18 protein-coding genes are annotated in these 16,572 nt (G+C 68.2%); all 18 read left to right on the plus strand.

Translation table 11 applies throughout. The annotated features are described in order from the left end of the window. Positions 1-8: 8 nt before the first annotated feature. The 18 genes from ACFWF1_RS16355 to ACFWF1_RS16440 all read left to right on the plus strand — a co-directional run bounded on the left by ACFWF1_RS16355 (position 9) and on the right by ACFWF1_RS16440 (position 16,565). Positions 9-479, plus strand: a complete 471-nt coding sequence (locus tag ACFWF1_RS16355; RefSeq protein ID WP_379282797.1) for a hypothetical protein — start codon at positions 9-11, stop codon at positions 477-479. Next, the gene (locus tag ACFWF1_RS16360; protein ID WP_379282799.1) at positions 476-1,744 is read left to right on the plus strand and encodes an aldehyde dehydrogenase family protein; all 1,269 of its coding nucleotides are present in this window, start codon (positions 476-478) and stop codon (positions 1,742-1,744) included. Before ACFWF1_RS16355 ends, ACFWF1_RS16360 begins: the two co-directional genes overlap by 4 nt. Continuing rightward, a complete protein-coding gene (locus tag ACFWF1_RS16365) occupies positions 1,731-2,189 on the plus strand; it encodes a hypothetical protein (protein WP_379282800.1) in 459 nt (152 codons plus the stop codon). Before ACFWF1_RS16360 ends, ACFWF1_RS16365 begins: the two co-directional genes overlap by 14 nt. Next, complete coding sequence (locus ACFWF1_RS16370) at positions 2,182-3,537, plus strand: AMP-binding protein (RefSeq protein ID WP_379282801.1); 1,356 nt, start codon at positions 2,182-2,184, stop codon at positions 3,535-3,537. The genes ACFWF1_RS16365 and ACFWF1_RS16370 overlap by 8 nt, the downstream gene beginning before the upstream one ends. Further along, positions 3,519-4,550 carry a beta-ketoacyl synthase N-terminal-like domain-containing protein gene (locus ACFWF1_RS16375; protein WP_379282802.1) on the plus strand — a complete coding sequence of 344 codons (1,032 nt, stop codon included), beginning with the start codon at positions 3,519-3,521 and terminating at the stop codon, positions 4,548-4,550. The genes ACFWF1_RS16370 and ACFWF1_RS16375 overlap by 19 nt, the downstream gene beginning before the upstream one ends. Positions 4,551-4,552: 2 nt before the next feature. Next, entirely contained in the window at positions 4,553-4,813 is a 261-nt protein-coding gene (locus ACFWF1_RS16380; protein ID WP_379282803.1) for an acyl carrier protein, read from the plus strand. Next, entirely contained in the window at positions 4,810-5,415 is a 606-nt protein-coding gene (locus ACFWF1_RS16385; protein WP_379282804.1) for a hypothetical protein, read from the plus strand. Before ACFWF1_RS16380 ends, ACFWF1_RS16385 begins: the two co-directional genes overlap by 4 nt. Before the next feature lie 2 nt (positions 5,416-5,417). Then, entirely contained in the window at positions 5,418-6,035 is a 618-nt protein-coding gene (locus ACFWF1_RS16390) for a hypothetical protein (RefSeq protein WP_379282805.1), read from the plus strand. Then, positions 6,032-6,481: a MaoC/PaaZ C-terminal domain-containing protein gene (locus ACFWF1_RS16395; protein ID WP_379282806.1), complete on the plus strand. Its 450-nt coding sequence runs from the start codon at positions 6,032-6,034 to the stop codon at positions 6,479-6,481. The genes ACFWF1_RS16390 and ACFWF1_RS16395 overlap by 4 nt, the downstream gene beginning before the upstream one ends. Before the next feature lie 11 nt (positions 6,482-6,492). Then, positions 6,493-8,085, plus strand: a complete 1,593-nt coding sequence (locus ACFWF1_RS16400; RefSeq protein WP_379282807.1) for a thiamine pyrophosphate-binding protein — start codon at positions 6,493-6,495, stop codon at positions 8,083-8,085. Positions 8,086-8,208: 123 nt separating this feature from the next. Continuing rightward, a complete protein-coding gene (locus ACFWF1_RS16405) occupies positions 8,209-8,958 on the plus strand; it encodes an ABC transporter ATP-binding protein (RefSeq protein WP_379282808.1) in 750 nt (249 codons plus the stop codon). A gap of 2 nt (positions 8,959-8,960) precedes the next feature. Beyond that, positions 8,961-11,315 carry an FtsX-like permease family protein gene (locus tag ACFWF1_RS16410; RefSeq protein ID WP_379282809.1) on the plus strand — a complete coding sequence of 785 codons (2,355 nt, stop codon included), beginning with the start codon at positions 8,961-8,963 and terminating at the stop codon, positions 11,313-11,315. 5 nt (positions 11,316-11,320) lie between these two features. Beyond that, positions 11,321-11,857: a hypothetical protein gene (locus tag ACFWF1_RS16415; protein ID WP_379282810.1), complete on the plus strand. Its 537-nt coding sequence runs from the start codon at positions 11,321-11,323 to the stop codon at positions 11,855-11,857. Continuing rightward, a complete protein-coding gene (gene fabG, locus ACFWF1_RS16420; protein ID WP_379282812.1) occupies positions 11,854-12,597 on the plus strand; it encodes a 3-oxoacyl-ACP reductase FabG in 744 nt (247 codons plus the stop codon). The genes ACFWF1_RS16415 and fabG overlap by 4 nt, the downstream gene beginning before the upstream one ends. Positions 12,598-12,805: 208 nt before the next feature. Continuing rightward, positions 12,806-13,936, plus strand: a complete 1,131-nt coding sequence (locus ACFWF1_RS16425) for a hypothetical protein (RefSeq protein WP_379282813.1) — start codon at positions 12,806-12,808, stop codon at positions 13,934-13,936. A 5-nt stretch (positions 13,937-13,941) separates the two neighbouring features. Beyond that, positions 13,942-14,634: a hypothetical protein gene (locus tag ACFWF1_RS16430; RefSeq protein WP_379282814.1), complete on the plus strand. Its 693-nt coding sequence runs from the start codon at positions 13,942-13,944 to the stop codon at positions 14,632-14,634. Between the two features lie 34 nt (positions 14,635-14,668). Beyond that, positions 14,669-15,628, plus strand: coding sequence for an ATP-binding cassette domain-containing protein (locus ACFWF1_RS16435; protein WP_379282815.1), 960 nt, complete (start codon positions 14,669-14,671; stop codon positions 15,626-15,628). 112 nt (positions 15,629-15,740) lie between these two features. Further along, on the plus strand, positions 15,741-16,565 hold the full coding sequence (locus ACFWF1_RS16440) for an ABC transporter permease (protein ID WP_379282816.1): 825 nt from the start codon (positions 15,741-15,743) through the stop codon (positions 16,563-16,565). Positions 16,566-16,572 lie beyond the last annotated feature (7 nt).

The following is a 16,572-nucleotide window of genomic DNA, read 5'->3' on the forward strand; positions in this document are numbered from 1 at the left end:
GAGTGCACATGCACGGCACCATTTATCGTGTCGCGACGCGCGGCATGGTGATCGCGGTGGCAGGCACCGCGCTTGCTGGTTGCGGCGACATCGGCAACGTCATCAGCAAGGAGACCAACGCGCCGGCGGGGGGCGGTAATTCGGCGCTCTCGGAGCGCGCACAGGCGACCGTGCTGCGCGGTCTCGGCACCGGTTCGTTCGCCGCCGCGTGCGATCGGGTCGACTGGGCCTGCCCGATAGTCGGCGTGGACGCCGAATCGGATTACGTGGTCACCGTCCGCTCCTCGGTCGGCGATCAGCGGTGGGAACCGGCCGGGCGAGGAGCGCGCAGTGTGCTGCAGTACCTGCGGGATTCGCCGGATACCTCGACGGTGAGCACCGTCAAGTACGTCAACACCAAGGGCACGGTGCTCGACGTGGCCGACCGCATCACCGTCAAGATCGGCGATTGCGCGCTGCCCTGCGGGCGGCCGCGATGACGAGTCTGTCGATACCGCCGCTACGCAGCGACGGCGCCAGCGCCGCCGACTTCGAGCGGATCATCGAAACCGCCAGCGGCACTGCGGCGCTCATCGAGTGCCGCCGCGATCGGATCCGCGAGGTGCTCACCCCGATCGCCACGCTCGACAGCATCGACACCGAGATCACGGATTCGATCGAGCTGTTGCGCACCGCCGGACTGGAGTACGCCGCCTATCGGGCCTGCGATCCGGACAGCCAGGTGCGGGTGTTCTTGCCCGCGAACAACCTGCTGTACAGCATGGCGTTGTTCGTGGCGCTGCCCTCGTTGTTCTTCGGAAATGTGCTGGCCCGCCCCGCTTCCCGGGTGCAGGGCGCCTACCTCGAGCTCGCGCAGCTCCTGTCCGACGGCCCGATCGATATCGACGGGCGGATGCGTACTTATTCGCAGAGCACCTTCGCGGAGATCTCGCAGGGCAGCGTCGTGGTCTTCAGCGGCAAGCCGGAGAACGGGCGAAAGGTGAACGAGGAGTGCGGCAGTGGGCTGTTCCTCGGGTTCGGCACCGGTATCAATCCGATCGTGATCGGCCGGGATCTGTCCAGGCCAGAGCTTTCCAGCGCGGTGGCGGCCACGGTGGCCGCCCGGCTCTACAACAACGGCCAGGACTGCCTGTGCCCCGACGCCGTCTTCGTCGATGCCGCCCTGGCCGATGATTTTGTATCGGAGCTGGTGCACCAGCTCGGTGCCGTCCCGGTCGTCTCGACCGGTGCGGTATCCGGGCTGATCAGCGCACCGCTGGCGGACACGGCCACCTACGACCGGGCCGTCGCGGTGTTGGACGAGCTCGACTCCACCGTGGTGTGGAGCGGGAAAACCAGTGCCGACCAACGGCATTGCCCGATCGCGGTGTCGGTTCGGCGGCTGGCGGAGGTCCCGGCCGCGGTGCCGGAGCTGTTCGGACCGCTGTTCAACGTGGTGGTCTACGACCGCCTCGACGACGTGCTCGACTTTCTCGGCACCGACGAGACCGACCCCTACGGGATGTACCTCAGCGCGTTCGGTGTCGCCGAACTGGTCGGCGTCGACCGGGTGGGCAGTGCCCGAAACACCGGGGCGCGCACGGCCTTCGAGTTCGAGAACGGGCACGAGCCGTTCGGCGGGTTCGGTCCCCACGGCACGGTCTCGGCCGGCCTCGGCCGCGAGCCGGTCGGCCGGCCGCTGCTGCTGGCCGCCGAGCTGGCCCGCTACGCGGCCGAACGGGGAGACGTCGATGCCACACGATGAGCCGGTGCTGGCGCAGTTGCGCACCGAGACGGTCGGGCCGCTGGACTTTCTGCGCTGGAACACCCAGATCGGGCGGATACTGTCCGACTACCTGCACTCCCTCGACGCACCGGAGCAGGAAAAGGCTGCGGCGAACATCATTTTCTGCTCGCCGGAGGTGATCGACTGGGCCGCGGCGAAGTACGCGTCCGCCGAGCGCGAGGAGCGGCCGACCTTGCCCACCGAGGTGCTCAACGCGGACGGCTGCCGGGTCTTCGGCACCAGCACGAAGCGCGGCTGGCGCGGTGCGGCGCTGGCCGTGTCGTGCGAGCGGCACGTCGCGCTCGACGTGCTCGCGGCATTGGCCGAGGGCACCGGCGAGCCGCTGTGCGTGCTGCTGGAGGCCGAATTGACGGCGCCGGACAGTTCGGCCGCGATCACCCTCGGGAGCTTCCGCCATGTCTGACCGTCGCGAACTTCCGGTGATCGGCGGGATGCCGCTGGCCACTCATGAGCTGGATTCGATACGTCAGCAACTGGATTCGGTCCTCGTCTCCGGTGAACACGCCCTGCTCGCCCCCGGGCACCCGCGGTTGTATGCCTACGCGTATCTGACCGCGCGCGAGCTCGGGGTGCCATTCGTCCTGGGCGCACCGGAACAGCAGGCGAAGGCGTTCGACACGTACCGGACCATCGCGGGGCTGACCGTGGTGTCGTGCCCGACTGACGGTGACGTGCCCGCGGTGCTCGCGACCACCTCCGGTACCAGCGGCATCGGCCGCTACGTCGCCTGGTCGCGGGCCTCGCTGGCCTATCAAGCACGGGCCACGGCCGAACGGCTCGGCACGAACGAGACGACGAGGTACGCCACGGCCCTCGGCCTGAGCAGTTCGTACGGGTTCAGCGTGTTCAACCTCGCTCTCGAATACGGCACCGAGTTCCGCACCTGCAGCGCAACAGCTTTCAGTGAGTTGCTGGCGATGTTGACCGCGCGCAGCTGCGACAGCCTGGACACCCTGCCCGGTGTGTGGCGCTACCTGGCGCAGGCGATGCGCACCGACGCCGACATCGCGGCGGCGGTACGGGCATTGGCCGTGCGCGGCGTCGGCGGCGAGGTGGTCGCCCACGATCTGCTGGACTTCTTCGAGGATGCCGGGGCGCCGCTGCACAACGGATACGGCCTGACCGAAGCGGGGCCGAACGTGGCCATCTCGATCGGTGCGCACTACTCGCCCCGCCACGTCGGAATTCCGTTGCTGGGCACCGAGGTCCGGATCGTCGACGACGAGGTCCAGGTGCGCAGCCCCAGTGTCGCCGACCGGGTCTGGGATGCCGAACGGCGGCAGCTGATCCCGAATCCGGATCTCACCGGTGACGGCTGGCTGCGCACCAGGGACTTCGGCGCGCTCGGCGCGTCGGGGCAGCTCGCGGTGCACGGCAGGCTCGACGCGATGCTGATCAGCCAGGGCGCGAAGCTGCATGCCAGCGTGCTCGAACAGCAGGTGCGCGGCACGGCCCGCAATGCCCCCGAAGTCGCTGTGCTGCAAGTGGATCCGGCACAGAACGGGCGCAGGCGGGTGGTGCTGGTCGCGATCACCGAGCGCGATGCCGCGCACGACGCGGAGCTGACGCGGTCGATCGTGGCCAACGCCCGCGAGTTCCCCGTGCAGTTCAAGGCGCGCGAGATCCTGCTGATGCAGCATGCGGACGTGCCGCTGACGGCGGCCGGAAAAGTCGATCGTCGCAGGCTCTCGGCCCAGGTGGCGGCGCATCTGAACGGATCGATGGAGATGCCATGCACGCAACTGTCGTAGATTATCTCGGCGCTCATCGCGCGGCCGGATACGAGACCGCATCGGCCTTCGATCCGGGACCGCACATCGTCGAGGCGGAGATCGCACGCCAGTCCCGTGCCGAGGTGCTGGCGCACTGCGTGGAGACGCTGCTCGCGCGCAACCCAGAAGTGGCAGACAGTCGGCTGGTCATCGTCGATGCGACCCAGACCACCGGCGATTACTTCCCCTCCAATATCGAGGAGTACCAACCGCCGCCGAGCCAGACCTATCCGCGCCTGGCGACTTGGCAGCGTGATCGGCTGATCATCTCGCACGCCTGCGCCTCGGCCGGTTTGGCGCTCGCGATCGCGGCCGCCCTGGTCCAGCGCGGCCGATGCGACCACGCCCTGGTGCTCGGCGCCACCGCACCCGGCTTCATCGAGCGGGCCGCGTTCGCCAGTGCGGGCGCGCTGACCGACCTCGAATACTGCAGGCCGTTCGACGCGAGTGCCGACGGCACGGCCCTCGGTTTCTTCGTCGGGGCGGTCATCATCGGCTCGGCCGCCGCCGCTCGGCCCGACCGCCCGGTGATCAGCGGCATCGGCGTGCAGACGCTCGGTCTCGGCGCGCAATCCGATCTCGACAGCCAACTCTGGTGCATGACCAGCGCGGTCCGGCAGGCCGGGGTCGACCCGCAGTTCGTGGCCGCGCACGCGACCGGCACCAAGCACGGTGACCGGGTCGAGCTCGATGCGGTGGCGGCGCTCGGCCGCTCGCTGGATACCGAGCTGTACGTCTCGTCCTGCAAGGGCGAGGTGGGGCATTCGGTGCACTCCGCCGGATTGGCCTCGGCCATCGTCGCCTTCGAAACCTTGCGCGGTGGACGGATATTCGGAACGCAGCACTGCCTCGATCCGATCGAGGCCCCCGGCGCCAGGGTCGTGCCCCACGGCCACACCGTCGACCACACCGGACCGAGCGCGGGGATCGTCAACGCCTTCGGCTTCGGGGGGACTTCGTGCTCGCTTCTGGTTCAGAGAGGAAGGGAATGATTATGCCTGCCAACGAGAAGGAATTCTTCGACCTGGTCGCCGCGGAGATCGAGCGGATCAACGATCTGGACGAACTGCCCACGGTGACGGCGGAGGCGTCGATCGTGGACAATCTTGAGCTCGATTCGCTCGGCATGCTCGAGCTCGTGCTCCGCCTGCAATCGGCGTACTCGGTGTCACTTTCGGAAGAGGAAGTGATCGGCGCCAAGACCGCCGGTGACCTGCTCGACCTGGTGAACAGCAAGGATCCGGTGCTGCAATGATGAAATTCGCGGCGCTCGAACCGATTCTGACCCAGGAGGATTCGGCACACGCGGCCCGGCTCATCAGCTCCGATCCGATCTCGGCGGTGTCCACCGCGGGGCCGCAGTGGTTGCGTGATCGTCAGGCGGCGGCCGCGATCGACCGCTCGGCGGTCGCCTTCGTGATTCGCGGCGGGGTGGACGGTCTCGGCGTGGTGCGCGCCGAACGTCTGCAGACGCCAGGCGTTTTCGAGATCATGCTGCACAGCGCCGACGACGCGGCGCTGGAACAGGCCGGGGTCGGCGGCGCGCTCGACGAGTTCGTGCGCTATCTGCTGAGCGGCACCGAGGTGCATCGGATCGAACTGTGGTTCGGCGTGTACAACCGGGTGCTGCTCGACTACGCGATGAACTCGGAGTTCTTCCGGTGCGAGGGCCTGGTGCAGGACCGGTTCTTCGCCGAGGGCCGGTACTGGGACGGATTGGTGTGGTCGATCACCGGGCCGTCGCTGCGCCGCGTCCAGGCGGCCGATACCGGTGCCGCCGAGGCGGAACGGAGTTACGCGCGGACCGCGCGCCGGTTGCGTCAGGCGATCCGCGAGCACCTGGCCGAGACGGAGTAGCGGTGACGCTGTTCGGTAGGTGGACGCGGCTCGAGGAGAGTCACGGCGCCGATCCCTCGGACATGTTGACCCATGTCTTCGAGTCCGCGACGCAGCGCTTGTTCGCCGGGTCGGCCGTCGCACCCGTCGACGCTCGTGGACTCGATGATATGGCGAAGGCCTCGGATCGGTTGCTGGGCTACATCTATCGGCGCGACGGCGCGGCCGGGCAGCGGCCGATCGGCATCTACGACTGCCGATTGGCCGAGCCCGCGCGGATGCACGTCGGGGTGGTGCTGGCCGGAGATGCCGAGTGGGGCAACGGCGTCGGGATGGACGCGATGCTGGCGCTGCTGCGGTACCTGTATCACTTCGACGGCAGGCGCGGGTTCGAAATGACTGCGGCCGTGCACAATCCGAATACCATCCGGATCTTCGTGCACAACGCGGTGCGGCCGGAAGCGCTGCTGGCCGACTGCGTCGCGGACGGGCCTCGGTTGACCGCGCGGGCGGTGGGGACGCTGACCGAGCCGGAATTCGCCGAGGTCGGCTATCAGGTGCCCGGCGCGAGCGAATTCAGTGATGAGCGTTGGCGTTCCGTCCGGCAGCGGGTGGTCGCGGAGATCGGAGCACGACTATGAGTACGGTCGAGGTCGCGTCCACGCTGCTCGAACAGGTCGGCAAGCCGCCGCGGCGGTCCAGGTCGATCGAGCTGACCCAGGAACGCGTGACGGCCTTCGGCGAACTGACCGAGGACACGCAGTGGATCCACACCGATCCGGAGCGGGCCGCGGCACTCGGCGGCACGCTGGCGCACGGCATGCTGATCGCCGCGCTGATACCGGGGCTGCTGGACGAGGTGATCGAGGCCCCCGAGTGTGATCGGGTGATCAACCTCGGGTTCGACCGGCTCAGCTTCGCGTCGCCGGCACCTGTCGGCAGCGCGATCTGCTTGGACGCCAAGATGATCGACGCGCAGCCGGGCAAGGGTCACGTGGACGTGCGCTGTGACGTGACGGTGTGGCTCGACGCCGCGCGGCCGCGGGTGTGCGCGGCCGGTGTGCTGCGTTTGCGATTCGTAGTGTGAAAGGACTTGTGGTGAACGGGATCTGGGGCGACATCGTCGGACTGCTGGAGCGGACCGGGCCACGGCTGTATACCGGTGTACCGGGCGACGACCCGGACATCATCGATGCCGCGCGGGTGGCGGGTGCGCAATTCGCCGCCTTGCAGGATCAGCGTTCGGCATCGTTCGCGGCCGTTGGCTGGTCGCGGCTGAACGGCCGGGCCGCCGTGCTCGCGACCGCCACCGGGCCCAATCTGCTCAACGCGCTGATCGGTATCTCCGAGGCGTACACCTCGCGGACCCCGCTGCTGGTGGTGAGCACTATCAATCGGGATGCGGAGGTCGGCCGCGGCGGTTTCCAGGAGTTTCCGGCGGCCGCATTGAGCGAGGGCCTGTTCGTCTGGACGCACCGGGTGGCGAACGCCGCCGACCTGGCCTGGGCCGTCTCTCGTGCCCGCTATCTGGCCGAAAACGGACGGCGCGGGCCGGTTCATCTGATGATTTCGCCCGAGCTGGCCGAGGCGCGGGTGCCTGACGGTCTGGCCGAGACCCTCGTGCGTGCGCCGCTGCCGTCGGGACAGACCGCAGCGACGCTGGCTCCGGTGTTCGAGGCGCTGCGGGCAGCCCGACGGCCGGTGCTGTTGTTCGGCGGCGGTACCCGTCAATCGGACGTGGCCGAATACGGTCTGCCGCTCGCCGCGGCGTTGAACGCGCTGTGCCTGGTCACCGCGTCCGGCCGTGGCGTGTTCCCCGAGGACGACCCGCGGTTCGGCGGACTGGCAGGGCTGTACCTGCCCGAGGAGTCGCGCGCGGCGCTCGCCGAGGCCGATGCGGTCGTGGTGCTCGGCAGTCAGCTCGAGGAGACCGCGTTGATGGGCTGGGACGCGCCGGAGCGGGCGCTGCTGGCGCACGTCGACACCGATCCGGTCGTGCTCGAGCGCGCGGTGCCGGCACGTTATCCGGTGGTGTGCGATTCGGGCGTATTCCTGCGGCTGGCAGCCGATTTCGCGGGTCCGCCGAGCGAGTCGGCACCGTGGTGGCGGCCGTGGCAGCCGATGCAGGACGACGGCGCGGGCCTCGGGACCGTGCAGTTCTGGACCACACTGCGGACCGCGCTGCGGGACCAGCGCGTGGCGGTGCTCGCGCAGGAGAACGGCCTGGCCGATCTGTGGGGCTACTACGCGCCGTGCTTCACCCTCCCGCCCGGCGTGCGGCCGTTGGTGCCGAGCGAGCAGACGCCGCTCGGCTTCGGCCTCGGCGCCGCGCTCGGTGCCGCGTCCGACGGGCGTCGGGTGGTCGCGGTGGGTGGCGACGGCGCGTTTCTGACCAACCTGCCGAGCATTCTCGCGGCTGCCCGGATGGCGGCCGATATCTGCTACATCTGCCTGGACAACGGCGGATTCGGCTGGCCGTCGCTGTCCAGGACCGATACGGCGATCGTCGATTTCGATGCGGGCGCATCGATCACCGCGCTGGCCACGGCGGCCGGCTACACCACGGCGGTGGTGTCGGAGCCGCACCTGCTGGCCAAGACCCTCGGCGACGCGCTGGCGGGTAGCGGACCACGGCTGGTCGTGGTCCGGCTGAACGACCGTCCAGCATTTCCGCCGGGCGCGCACGGCTGATCTGGTACCCGAAGTAGTCATAAAGGAGGACGACGGCGGCGGGCCTGCGACGGGACCATGAGCACTGTGGAACGCGGGCTGCGCGTCCTCGGGGTGGCTTTCTGAGCGAAAGGAATTGGTGCTGTGAAGGTCTCGGCAGATCCGACGGCTCCGGTGTTGCGGTTGCGTGGTGTCACCAAGAGCTTCGGTAAGAAGGATGCGTCGGTGGTCGCGCTGGACAATGTCGATCTGGCCATCGGCGCCGGTTCGTTCACGGTGGTCATGGGGCCGTCCGGTTCGGGGAAGACGACGCTGGTCTCCTGCCTGAGCGGACTGTTGCGGCCGACCAGCGGGGAGGCTTTCTACGGCGACCGCAATGTGTACGAACAATCCGATCGCGACCTGTCCCGGATGCGGCTCGAGCACTTCGGCTTCGTGTTCCAGGAGTACGGGCTGCTCGACTCGCTGTCGGCGCGCGGCAACATCCTGCTGCCCGCCCGCGCCGCCGGGAAGAAGGTCGACGAGCAGAAGCTCGGCGCGCTGTGCGCGGACCTGGGGATCGCGCAGTACCTGCGGATGTTGCCCGACGAGCTGTCCGGCGGCACCCAGCAGCGGGTGGCGTGTGCGCGGGCGCTGGTCGCCGAGCCGGACGTGATCTTCGCGGACGAGCCGACCGGCGCGCTGGACTCGCACAACGCGGCCCGGATCCGGGAACTGCTGCGCCGGATCGTGGACGAGCGCGGGATCTCGATCGTCACGGTGAGCCACGACCCGCAGTTCGTCGAATACGCCGACCGGGTGCTGCTCATCCGCGACGGCCGGATCGAGCACGACCTGGTGGGCGCCACGGTGAAAGAGGTCGTGGCGTACTCGCAGGGCCGGGTGGCGGTGTAGCCATGCCACGGGCGCAGATGATGTTCGGTCTTGCCGTCGGTCAGCTTCGGCGGTTCCGGCGGCAGACCTTCCTGGTGCTGGTTATCTCTATCGCGCTGCTGGTTTCGCTGCTGATTCCGGCGGGGCTGTATATGTCGTACCGGGACAAGATCTCTCAGGCCATCGCGGCGACTGTGTTGCCGGGGGAGTTGATCGTCACCGCGAGCACGGCGCTGCCTGCCGCCGCGGTGACCGACGCGGTGGGTGCGGCACCGGGTGTGTGCGCGTTGTCGCAGTTCTCCGGTCAAGTGGTGATGTACGCGGGAGATGTTGCCTCACAGTCGATTCCGGGGTACTTCGAACGAGCAGACGGAGCCTGCGCCGATCCGGTCGCCGCGCCGGTGTTCGGTGCCGCTGACATCGTGGCCCACCCCGCGGCCGGCCGGGGCAGCGCGGAGGTGATGGGGATCGGCGGTGCGCGGAGTCCGGTAGAAACGAACAGTCCCGTGCTCGCGGAGGCCACGTCGGTGCGCTTCACCGATGAGCAGATGGCACGCGAGATCCTCGGCGCCGCAGACGGATACACGACGGTGGCGCTGAGCGGATCCGGTGCACGTGCGGCCGCCGACCGGCTCGCCGCCGCAGGCGCGACGGTCAGCACCCGCGCCGACTACCTCGGCGAGCTGACCTCCCAGCAGATCGCCGCGATCAGCTTCATCGGGGTCATCGCCATTATCTTTGCCGCGGTGCTGATCTGCGGTTTGACTGCGGCGCTGGTGTTCTCGCTGGTGCTGCTGGCCATGAGCCTGCGGCCGCAGTTCGACATCCTGCGGCGGATCGGGGTGCCGAACCGGGAAATACGGGCCGTCAAGGCTATTCAGGCCGGGGCGATGGTGCTCGCCGCCGCGGTCGTGGGCACCGTCATCACGCTGGTCGTCGACGCGTTGCTGCCCGCGAATCGGTTGCTGCTCGGGACCTTCGCCGTCGACGGTGTCGCGGTCGACGGGTGGACGTGGGCCGGTGCTGTGCTTGTCCTTGCGGCCGCGATCGGCGGCGCCTGGTTCCTCGGGGACGCGATCTCGGGTCCGAAGCGCGCGGAAACCACCGGTGCGGCAGCGCGACTCGCGCTTGTCCGCCGGGCGGTGCTGCCCGTCGTCGCTCTGGCCGCGATCGGGCTCGGCATCTGGTGCACGGTCGCCGAGCGCTTCGGCTTCACCGGGCTGGTCGTCGGTTACTGCCTGGTGCTGTTCGGGTTGTTCGTCCTTGCCGCTCCCGCGCTGCGGGTGTTCACTCCGTTCACCGAGGTGGGCGGGACGCGCGGGGTGCTGCTGCCGTGGTTCGGGCTCGGCAGCGTCGGCCGGGTGCGCACCCAGGCCGCAGTCGCCGTGTCCTGCATCGGTTTCACCGCCACCCTGGTCGCGATCATCTCGGTGTTCGCGACCTCCACCGACACCTCCATCAATCGCCAGATCGATGCGAACGTCGGCGCACAGATGGTGGTGGAGCCCAAGACCGGCTTCGCGATCTCGGCCGACGACGTCGCCACCCTGCGCGGTGCGCCGGGGGCGAGTGGTGTGGTGGCCGTCGCCCCGCAGAACGGCGTCGAGGTGTCGGGCCGGACGAGCAACGGTGTGGCCGTGGACGGTCCGCTCGGCAGCGGTGCGCTGCAGCTCACGATGGTCGGCGGTACCGCGACCGTGGACCGGGAGCACGCGATGATCTCTGCCTCGGAGGCGGCGAAGATCGGTGTCGCGGTGGGTGATTCGATTCGGCTGACGGCGGCGTCGGTGCAGGTTGCCGGGATCTATGCCGACGCGCCGACATTGGGTGACTTCGTGGTGTCGTCCGACCACGCCGCCGGTGCCGGATTCCAGTACGTGCTGATCCGCGCCGAGCAGCCGACGGCCGTCGCCGAGGTCGGTACGGTCGCGGCCGGGCTGCCGAATCTCGTGGTGCGCTCCATCGATGACTACCGGGTCAAGCAGAAGGCCGAGTCGAGGACCATCATCGCGGCGCTGACCCAGCTGTCCGGCGTGGTCGGGGCGGGGCTGCTGCTTGCCCTCGGCGTGGTGCTCGGCGTGCTGACCGGCGGCCGGGCCAAGGAATGGGCGACGTTGCGGCAGATCGGATTCAGCCGAGGGCTGGTGCTGCGCAGCGTCGGTGTCGAGGCGACGGTGGTCGCCATGGTCGGCGTCGTGGCCGGGCTCGCGGTCGGTTCGGCGTTCGGTTACGCGGTCTGCAAGTACCTGAGCTGGGCCGGGCTCACCGATGTCGTGCTCGATCCGGTCACCTCGGCCGTCGCCGGTGCCGGGTTGATCGCGGTCGGGCTGGTTGTCTATCTGCTCGCATGCTCGAGCACACTTCGACAGGTGCGGTGATATCGATGATGGTGACGGTCATTCTGACCTGCGAGGTCGCGTTCTGGATCCTCGCTGCGGGCGGGCTGCTGTTGCGGTACGTGGTGCGCTGGCGGCAGGCGAGTTCGGTTGTGCTGGCGATGGTTCCGCTGATCGACGTGGGTCTGGTCACCGCCGTGGCCATCGATGTGTACCAGGGTGCGGAGGTCGGCGGTATACACCGGCTCGCGGGGATCTATCTGGGCTGGACCATTGTCTTCGGTAAATCGACCATCGCCTGGCTCGACAGCTGGTTCGCGTACCGGTTCGCCGGCGCGCCGCGCCCACCGAAGCGGCCCAAGCAGGGCGACGAAGCGGTGAAGAACGAGACGAAGTCGTTCGTCAAGTGGTTGGTGGCGGCCGCGATCGCGCTGGCCGTGTGCTTCGGCCTCTCGGTGACGGTGGCCGACGCGCAGCAGGCCGCCGCGTTGCGCGAGGTGGTGCAGCCGTTGGGGCTCATCACCGTTATCTGGTTCCTGACCGGCCCGGCGTGGGTGAAGGGCTCGACGGAGGCGCGGCGGTGACGGGCCAGCGACCGCTGGCGATCGTCACCGGCGGCGCCCGTGGCATCGGCGCCGCCTGCGCCGTGCGGCTCGCCGCCGACGGTTACGACATCGCGTTCTGTCATCTGCGGCCGAGTGCCGCCGCCGACGCGGTCGCCGCCGACTGCGAGGCGCGCGGGGCGCGGGTGTATCGAGCGGTCTGCGACGTCGGCGATGCTGCGGCCGTCGCGGATTTCGTCGGGACCGCGCAGGATCGGCTCGGCGACGCCGAGGTGCTGGTGGCCGCGGCGGGAATCACCAGGGACGGACTGCTTTTCGGGTCCTCGGAGCCGGACTGGGACGACGTGCTCCGCACGAACCTGTCGGGCACGCGTCATGTGTGCAAGGCCGTGGTGCCCGCCATGATGCGGCGCCGGTCGGGCGCGATCGTCACGCTGTCGTCGGTGTCGGGGCTGACGGCGGCGCTCGGGCAGACCAACTACGCCGCGACAAAGGCGGGCCTGATCGGTTTCGGCAAGGCGCTCGCGGCCGAGGTCGCGCGGTTCGGTATTCGGGTGAATACCGTCGCGCCCGGCTTCATCGCCACCGATATGACCGAGGCGCTCGATGACGCCGCGGCCACCGCTGCTCGAAAGTCCATCCCGCTCAGGCGTTTCGGCCAGCCACGGGAAGTGGCGAACTTGGTCGCGTTCCTCGCCTCGGCCGAGGCCAGCTATATCACCGGGCATACGTTCTGCGTAGACGGTGGACTCACCGCCTGATCCCGATTTCCGGGTCCGTTAATTTACCTTTCTGGCTCGACGCTGCCCTTTTTCGGCCGTCCAATAGTCGGGGTTTGTGAACGTTGACGGTGTTGCCGGGGGTTGCCTAGAGTCGGATATGAGGGTTTCGAACGGTGAAACTCATTCGCCGGTATGGCAATACGGCATATCGCCGATCTGTCGATATGCTTTGTGGAAGGGAATTCGGGTGGCTGGTCTGCGGTCTAGATCCATTGGATATGGCGGTCGATTACGCGCGAATGTCGCGTCGGTCGGCGAGGACGGTCCCCGCATCACGTTGATCCCGTCGGTCGGCGAATATCCGATCTACGACGAGCTGTTGTATTCGATGATGACCGCGGACGAGGTGCGGGTCTCGGCGTTCGATCGCGCCGTCCGGCGCTGCGCGCCCGGGCGGACGGTGGTCGATATCGGGACCGGGGCCGAGGCGAACTGGGCGATCGTGGCCGCGGAGTCGGGCGCGACCAAGGTGTGGGCGATCGAAGCGCTGCCGGAGTCGGCGGAGAAGGCGCGGGCGGTGGTGGCGGAGCGGGGCTTCGCGGATGTCATCACGGTGCTCACCGGCGACTCGCGCGAGATCGAACTGCCGGAAAAGGTGGACGTGTGCGTGTCCGAGACCATCGGCGCCATCGCAAGTTCCGAGGGTGTGTGCGAGATATTCGCCGACGCGAAAAGGCGTTTGGTGCGCGAGTCGGGCATTTTCATACCGCACCGAGTGGAAACCGTTGCGGTGCCTTTCGATTACGCGGCGGTGCTCGGTGATGTCGGCCCGGCATTTCAGGCGGAATACGCGACCTATGTCGACCGGGTATTTCAGGCGGTGGGTAGGCCTTTCGATCTTCGCCTCTGCTGGACCGAAATACCGCCCGAGGGCAGGCTGGCGGAGCCGACCACGGTCGAGGTGCTGGAATTCGGTGTCGCGGAATACGAATACGCGGTGCACGAATCTCGGGTGCGGATAACGCGGCCCGGGCGGTTCGGCGGCATCGCGCTCGGGATCCGGCTGTGGGTGTCGCCGGACGATCGCGATCCCATCGATTCGCTGGAACAGCAGACGTCGTGGCTGCCGGTGTTCGTGCCCGCGTCGGTGGAGCAGCAGCGCGCCGTCGCGGTCGGTGACGAGGTGGCGTTGACCTTCACGGTCGGGTTGAGCTCGGACCGTATCCATCCGGACTATTGGCTGACCGCGCGCTCCGCCGATCAGTCCGAGGCCGAAATCGATTGGGATGGAACGTATCTGGGTGGGCTGGAGTTCCGGTCCAGCCCGTTCTATCGCGAGCTGTTCGCGCCGTATCCGGCTTCGTTTCGAGGAGAGTGAACGTTATGTGGAAGATGCGGATCGCATTGCCGGTGGTCGTGGTTGCCATGGCCGCCGGGCTGATCAACTCGGCACCCGAGGGGAGGGCTGAGCAGTCGCGCGGCGAGATCGGTTATGCCGCTGACGTTGTCGACGGGGCGGTGGTGTTGCGGACCGACGGCGGATCGCTGAGCGCCGATGCCACGAGCTTCCGGATCAATGACGACGACGGCCGAGCGATGATCGAACTCCCGCTGTCCTACGTTCGGGACGGCTTGCGCTGGCCGATCGCCGCGTCCGTCGACGGCAATACCGCCACGTTGCGGCCGAGTGTCGACCCGAATGCCGCAGTGCCCGAACCCGAGCCGATCGCCCAGCCCAGCGACATCGGGCTCGACCCGCGGTCGGCTGATTTCAACAACGCGCTCATGCAGTTCTCTACGCAGTTGAACGTCGGCGTGATGCTCGGCACGCTGCTCGGCACCGCTGTCGGCGCCGGGATCGGTTGTCTGGTGGGCGGTGTCGTCGGTGCGGCGGCCGGGCTGGTCGCCACCGTCGGCGTGCTGGCTATTCCCGGATTCCTCGGTGGTTGTCTGGCAACGGGATTGGTGGGATCGACGATCGGTGCGGCGGTCGGCACCATCGTGATCGGGCTGCCCATGGCGGTATTCGGTGGGTTGCTGTTCCTCGATGCGCTCAACCGGCCGCCGACGAAGTGAATTGCTGACTGCTGCAACGGCATTAGGAATGTGGATGATGTCGAGTGAGCTCGCGGTCGTCGCGGAGGGGCTGTGCAAACAGTACGGCGCCAAGAAGGCCCTGGACGGTTTCGATCTCGCCGTGCCGCAGGGCACCGTCTGCGGTCTGCTCGGACCCAACGGCGCCGGCAAGTCGACGTCGGTGCGGATCCTCGCGACGCTGCTGCGCTTCGACGGCGGGCAGGCCAGGGTGGCCGGCTACGACGTGGTCCGCCAAGCGGGCCTGGTGCGCAGCAGAATTGGGCTGGTCGGCCAGCATCCGGCACTCGACGAGGTGCTCAGCGGCCGCCAGAACCTGATCATGTTCGGCCGGTTGTTCCATCTGTCCCGGCGGTCGGCCGTGCGCCGCGCGGCCGAACTGCTCGAACAGTTCGATCTGGCCGACACGGGCGACAAACCGGTCAAAGCCTACTCCGGCGGCATGCGGCGTCGCCTCGATCTCGCGGCGAGCATGATCCTGGCCCCGGCGGTGCTGTTCCTGGACGAGCCGACCGTCGGCCTCGATCCGCGCGGCCGCAACGAGGTGTGGCAGGCGGTCCGCAACCTTGTCGCGATGGGTACCACCATGCTGCTCACCACCCAATACCTGGACGAGGCCGATCAGCTGGCGAACCGCATCAATGTCATCGACGCGGGCAAGGTCGTCGCGGAGGGCACGCCGAGCGAGCTCAAATCCCGAATCGGCGGCGACCGTATCGAATTCGTGGTGCACGGCCGGATCGCGGACGCGGCCGCGGCGGTCGCCCGGCTCGGCACCGCGGATCCAGTGCTCGATCTCGACACCAGGCAGGTGAGTCTGCCGGTCGCCGACAAGGCGAGCGCGCTGTCCGCGGCGGTCCGGGCCCTGGATGACGCGGGCATCCAGTTCGACGACCTCATCCTGCGGCGTCCCACGCTGGACGAGGTCTTTCTGCACCTCACGGGAAGCCAAGCTGAACAGGTGGTTACCGCATGAGCGAGCGAACAATGGACACGGCCGAGCACTCGCTCGTGCCCAGCGTTAGCGAGCGCAGCGTGATACAGCCTGCCGTGCACATGTCGGAGCCTGGCGTCAGCGTGGTAGCGGTATGAGTACGACTGCGCCGGTTGCCATTCCATCCAGTGGTGGCATCCGCTGGATGCTGCTCGACAGTTGGACACTCACGCTACGAGGGTTGGCGCACTGGCGGCGCAATCCGGGGCCGGTGGTCTTCGCCCTGGCGTTCAACATCGTCGTCGTGCTGATGTTCGTCTACCTGTTCGGCGGCTCGATGCGAGTGCCGGGCGGCGGCGACTACCGCGACTACCTGGTGCCCGGAATGTTCACCATGACAATGCTTTTCGGCATCGGCGCCACCGCGCTGGCAGTGACCACCGACGTCGACCGCGGCGTAACCGACCGCTTCCGCTCCATGCCCATCTCAGCGGCCGCGGTACTGATCGGCCGGGCAGCGGGGGACATGCTGCTATCCGTGCTGACACTGACAGTGATGATGCTGACCGGCCTGGTCCTCGGCTGGCGCCACCACGGTTCACTCAGCGACCTCTGCGCCGCAATCGCCCTAATCCTGTTACTACGGTTCGCCCTGATCTGGATCGGCGTCTACCTGGGCCTGGCCTTCACCAGCAGCGCAGCCATCATCGGCGTACAAACCGCCGAATTCCCGATCGGCTCCCTATCCGGCGTCTTCGTAGCCACCACCGCCATGCCCACCTGGCTACGCACCCTCGCCGACTGGAACCCGTTGTCCGCCACCGTAAACGCCACCCGCAGCCTATTCGGCAACCCAGGCGTAGTCACCGACACCTGGGTCACCGCCCACTCCACTTTGATGGCCATACTCTGGCCGGTAGCACTGCTACTGATATTCATCCCGTTGTCCATCAACGCCTTCCGCAACCTGAGCCGCTGAGCCCGTC

The sequence above is a fragment of the Nocardia sp. NPDC060255 genome, from assembly GCF_042727395.1.
Classification (GTDB): domain Bacteria; phylum Actinomycetota; class Actinomycetes; order Mycobacteriales; family Mycobacteriaceae; genus Nocardia.

Excerpts from the sequence above, each read along its gene's own strand:
- ACFWF1_RS16355 (WP_379282797.1), top strand. The coding sequence starts at position 9 with ATGCACGGCACCATTTATCGTGTCGCGACGCGCGGCATGGTGATCGCG.
- ACFWF1_RS16360 (WP_379282799.1), top strand. The coding sequence starts at position 476 with ATGACGAGTCTGTCGATACCGCCGCTACGCAGCGACGGCGCCAGCGCC.
- ACFWF1_RS16365 (WP_379282800.1), top strand. The coding sequence starts at position 1,731 with ATGCCACACGATGAGCCGGTGCTGGCGCAGTTGCGCACCGAGACGGTC.
- ACFWF1_RS16370 (WP_379282801.1), top strand. The coding sequence starts at position 2,182 with ATGTCTGACCGTCGCGAACTTCCGGTGATCGGCGGGATGCCGCTGGCC.
- ACFWF1_RS16375 (WP_379282802.1), top strand. The coding sequence starts at position 3,519 with ATGCACGCAACTGTCGTAGATTATCTCGGCGCTCATCGCGCGGCCGGA.
- ACFWF1_RS16380 (WP_379282803.1), top strand. The coding sequence starts at position 4,553 with ATGCCTGCCAACGAGAAGGAATTCTTCGACCTGGTCGCCGCGGAGATC.
- ACFWF1_RS16385 (WP_379282804.1), top strand. The coding sequence starts at position 4,810 with ATGATGAAATTCGCGGCGCTCGAACCGATTCTGACCCAGGAGGATTCG.
- ACFWF1_RS16395 (WP_379282806.1), top strand. The coding sequence starts at position 6,032 with ATGAGTACGGTCGAGGTCGCGTCCACGCTGCTCGAACAGGTCGGCAAG.
- ACFWF1_RS16410 (WP_379282809.1), top strand. The coding sequence starts at position 8,961 with ATGCCACGGGCGCAGATGATGTTCGGTCTTGCCGTCGGTCAGCTTCGG.
- ACFWF1_RS16415 (WP_379282810.1), top strand. The coding sequence starts at position 11,321 with ATGATGGTGACGGTCATTCTGACCTGCGAGGTCGCGTTCTGGATCCTC.
- ACFWF1_RS16430 (WP_379282814.1), top strand. The coding sequence starts at position 13,942 with ATGTGGAAGATGCGGATCGCATTGCCGGTGGTCGTGGTTGCCATGGCC.
- ACFWF1_RS16435 (WP_379282815.1), top strand. The coding sequence starts at position 14,669 with ATGATGTCGAGTGAGCTCGCGGTCGTCGCGGAGGGGCTGTGCAAACAG.
- ACFWF1_RS16440 (WP_379282816.1), top strand. The coding sequence starts at position 15,741 with ATGAGTACGACTGCGCCGGTTGCCATTCCATCCAGTGGTGGCATCCGC.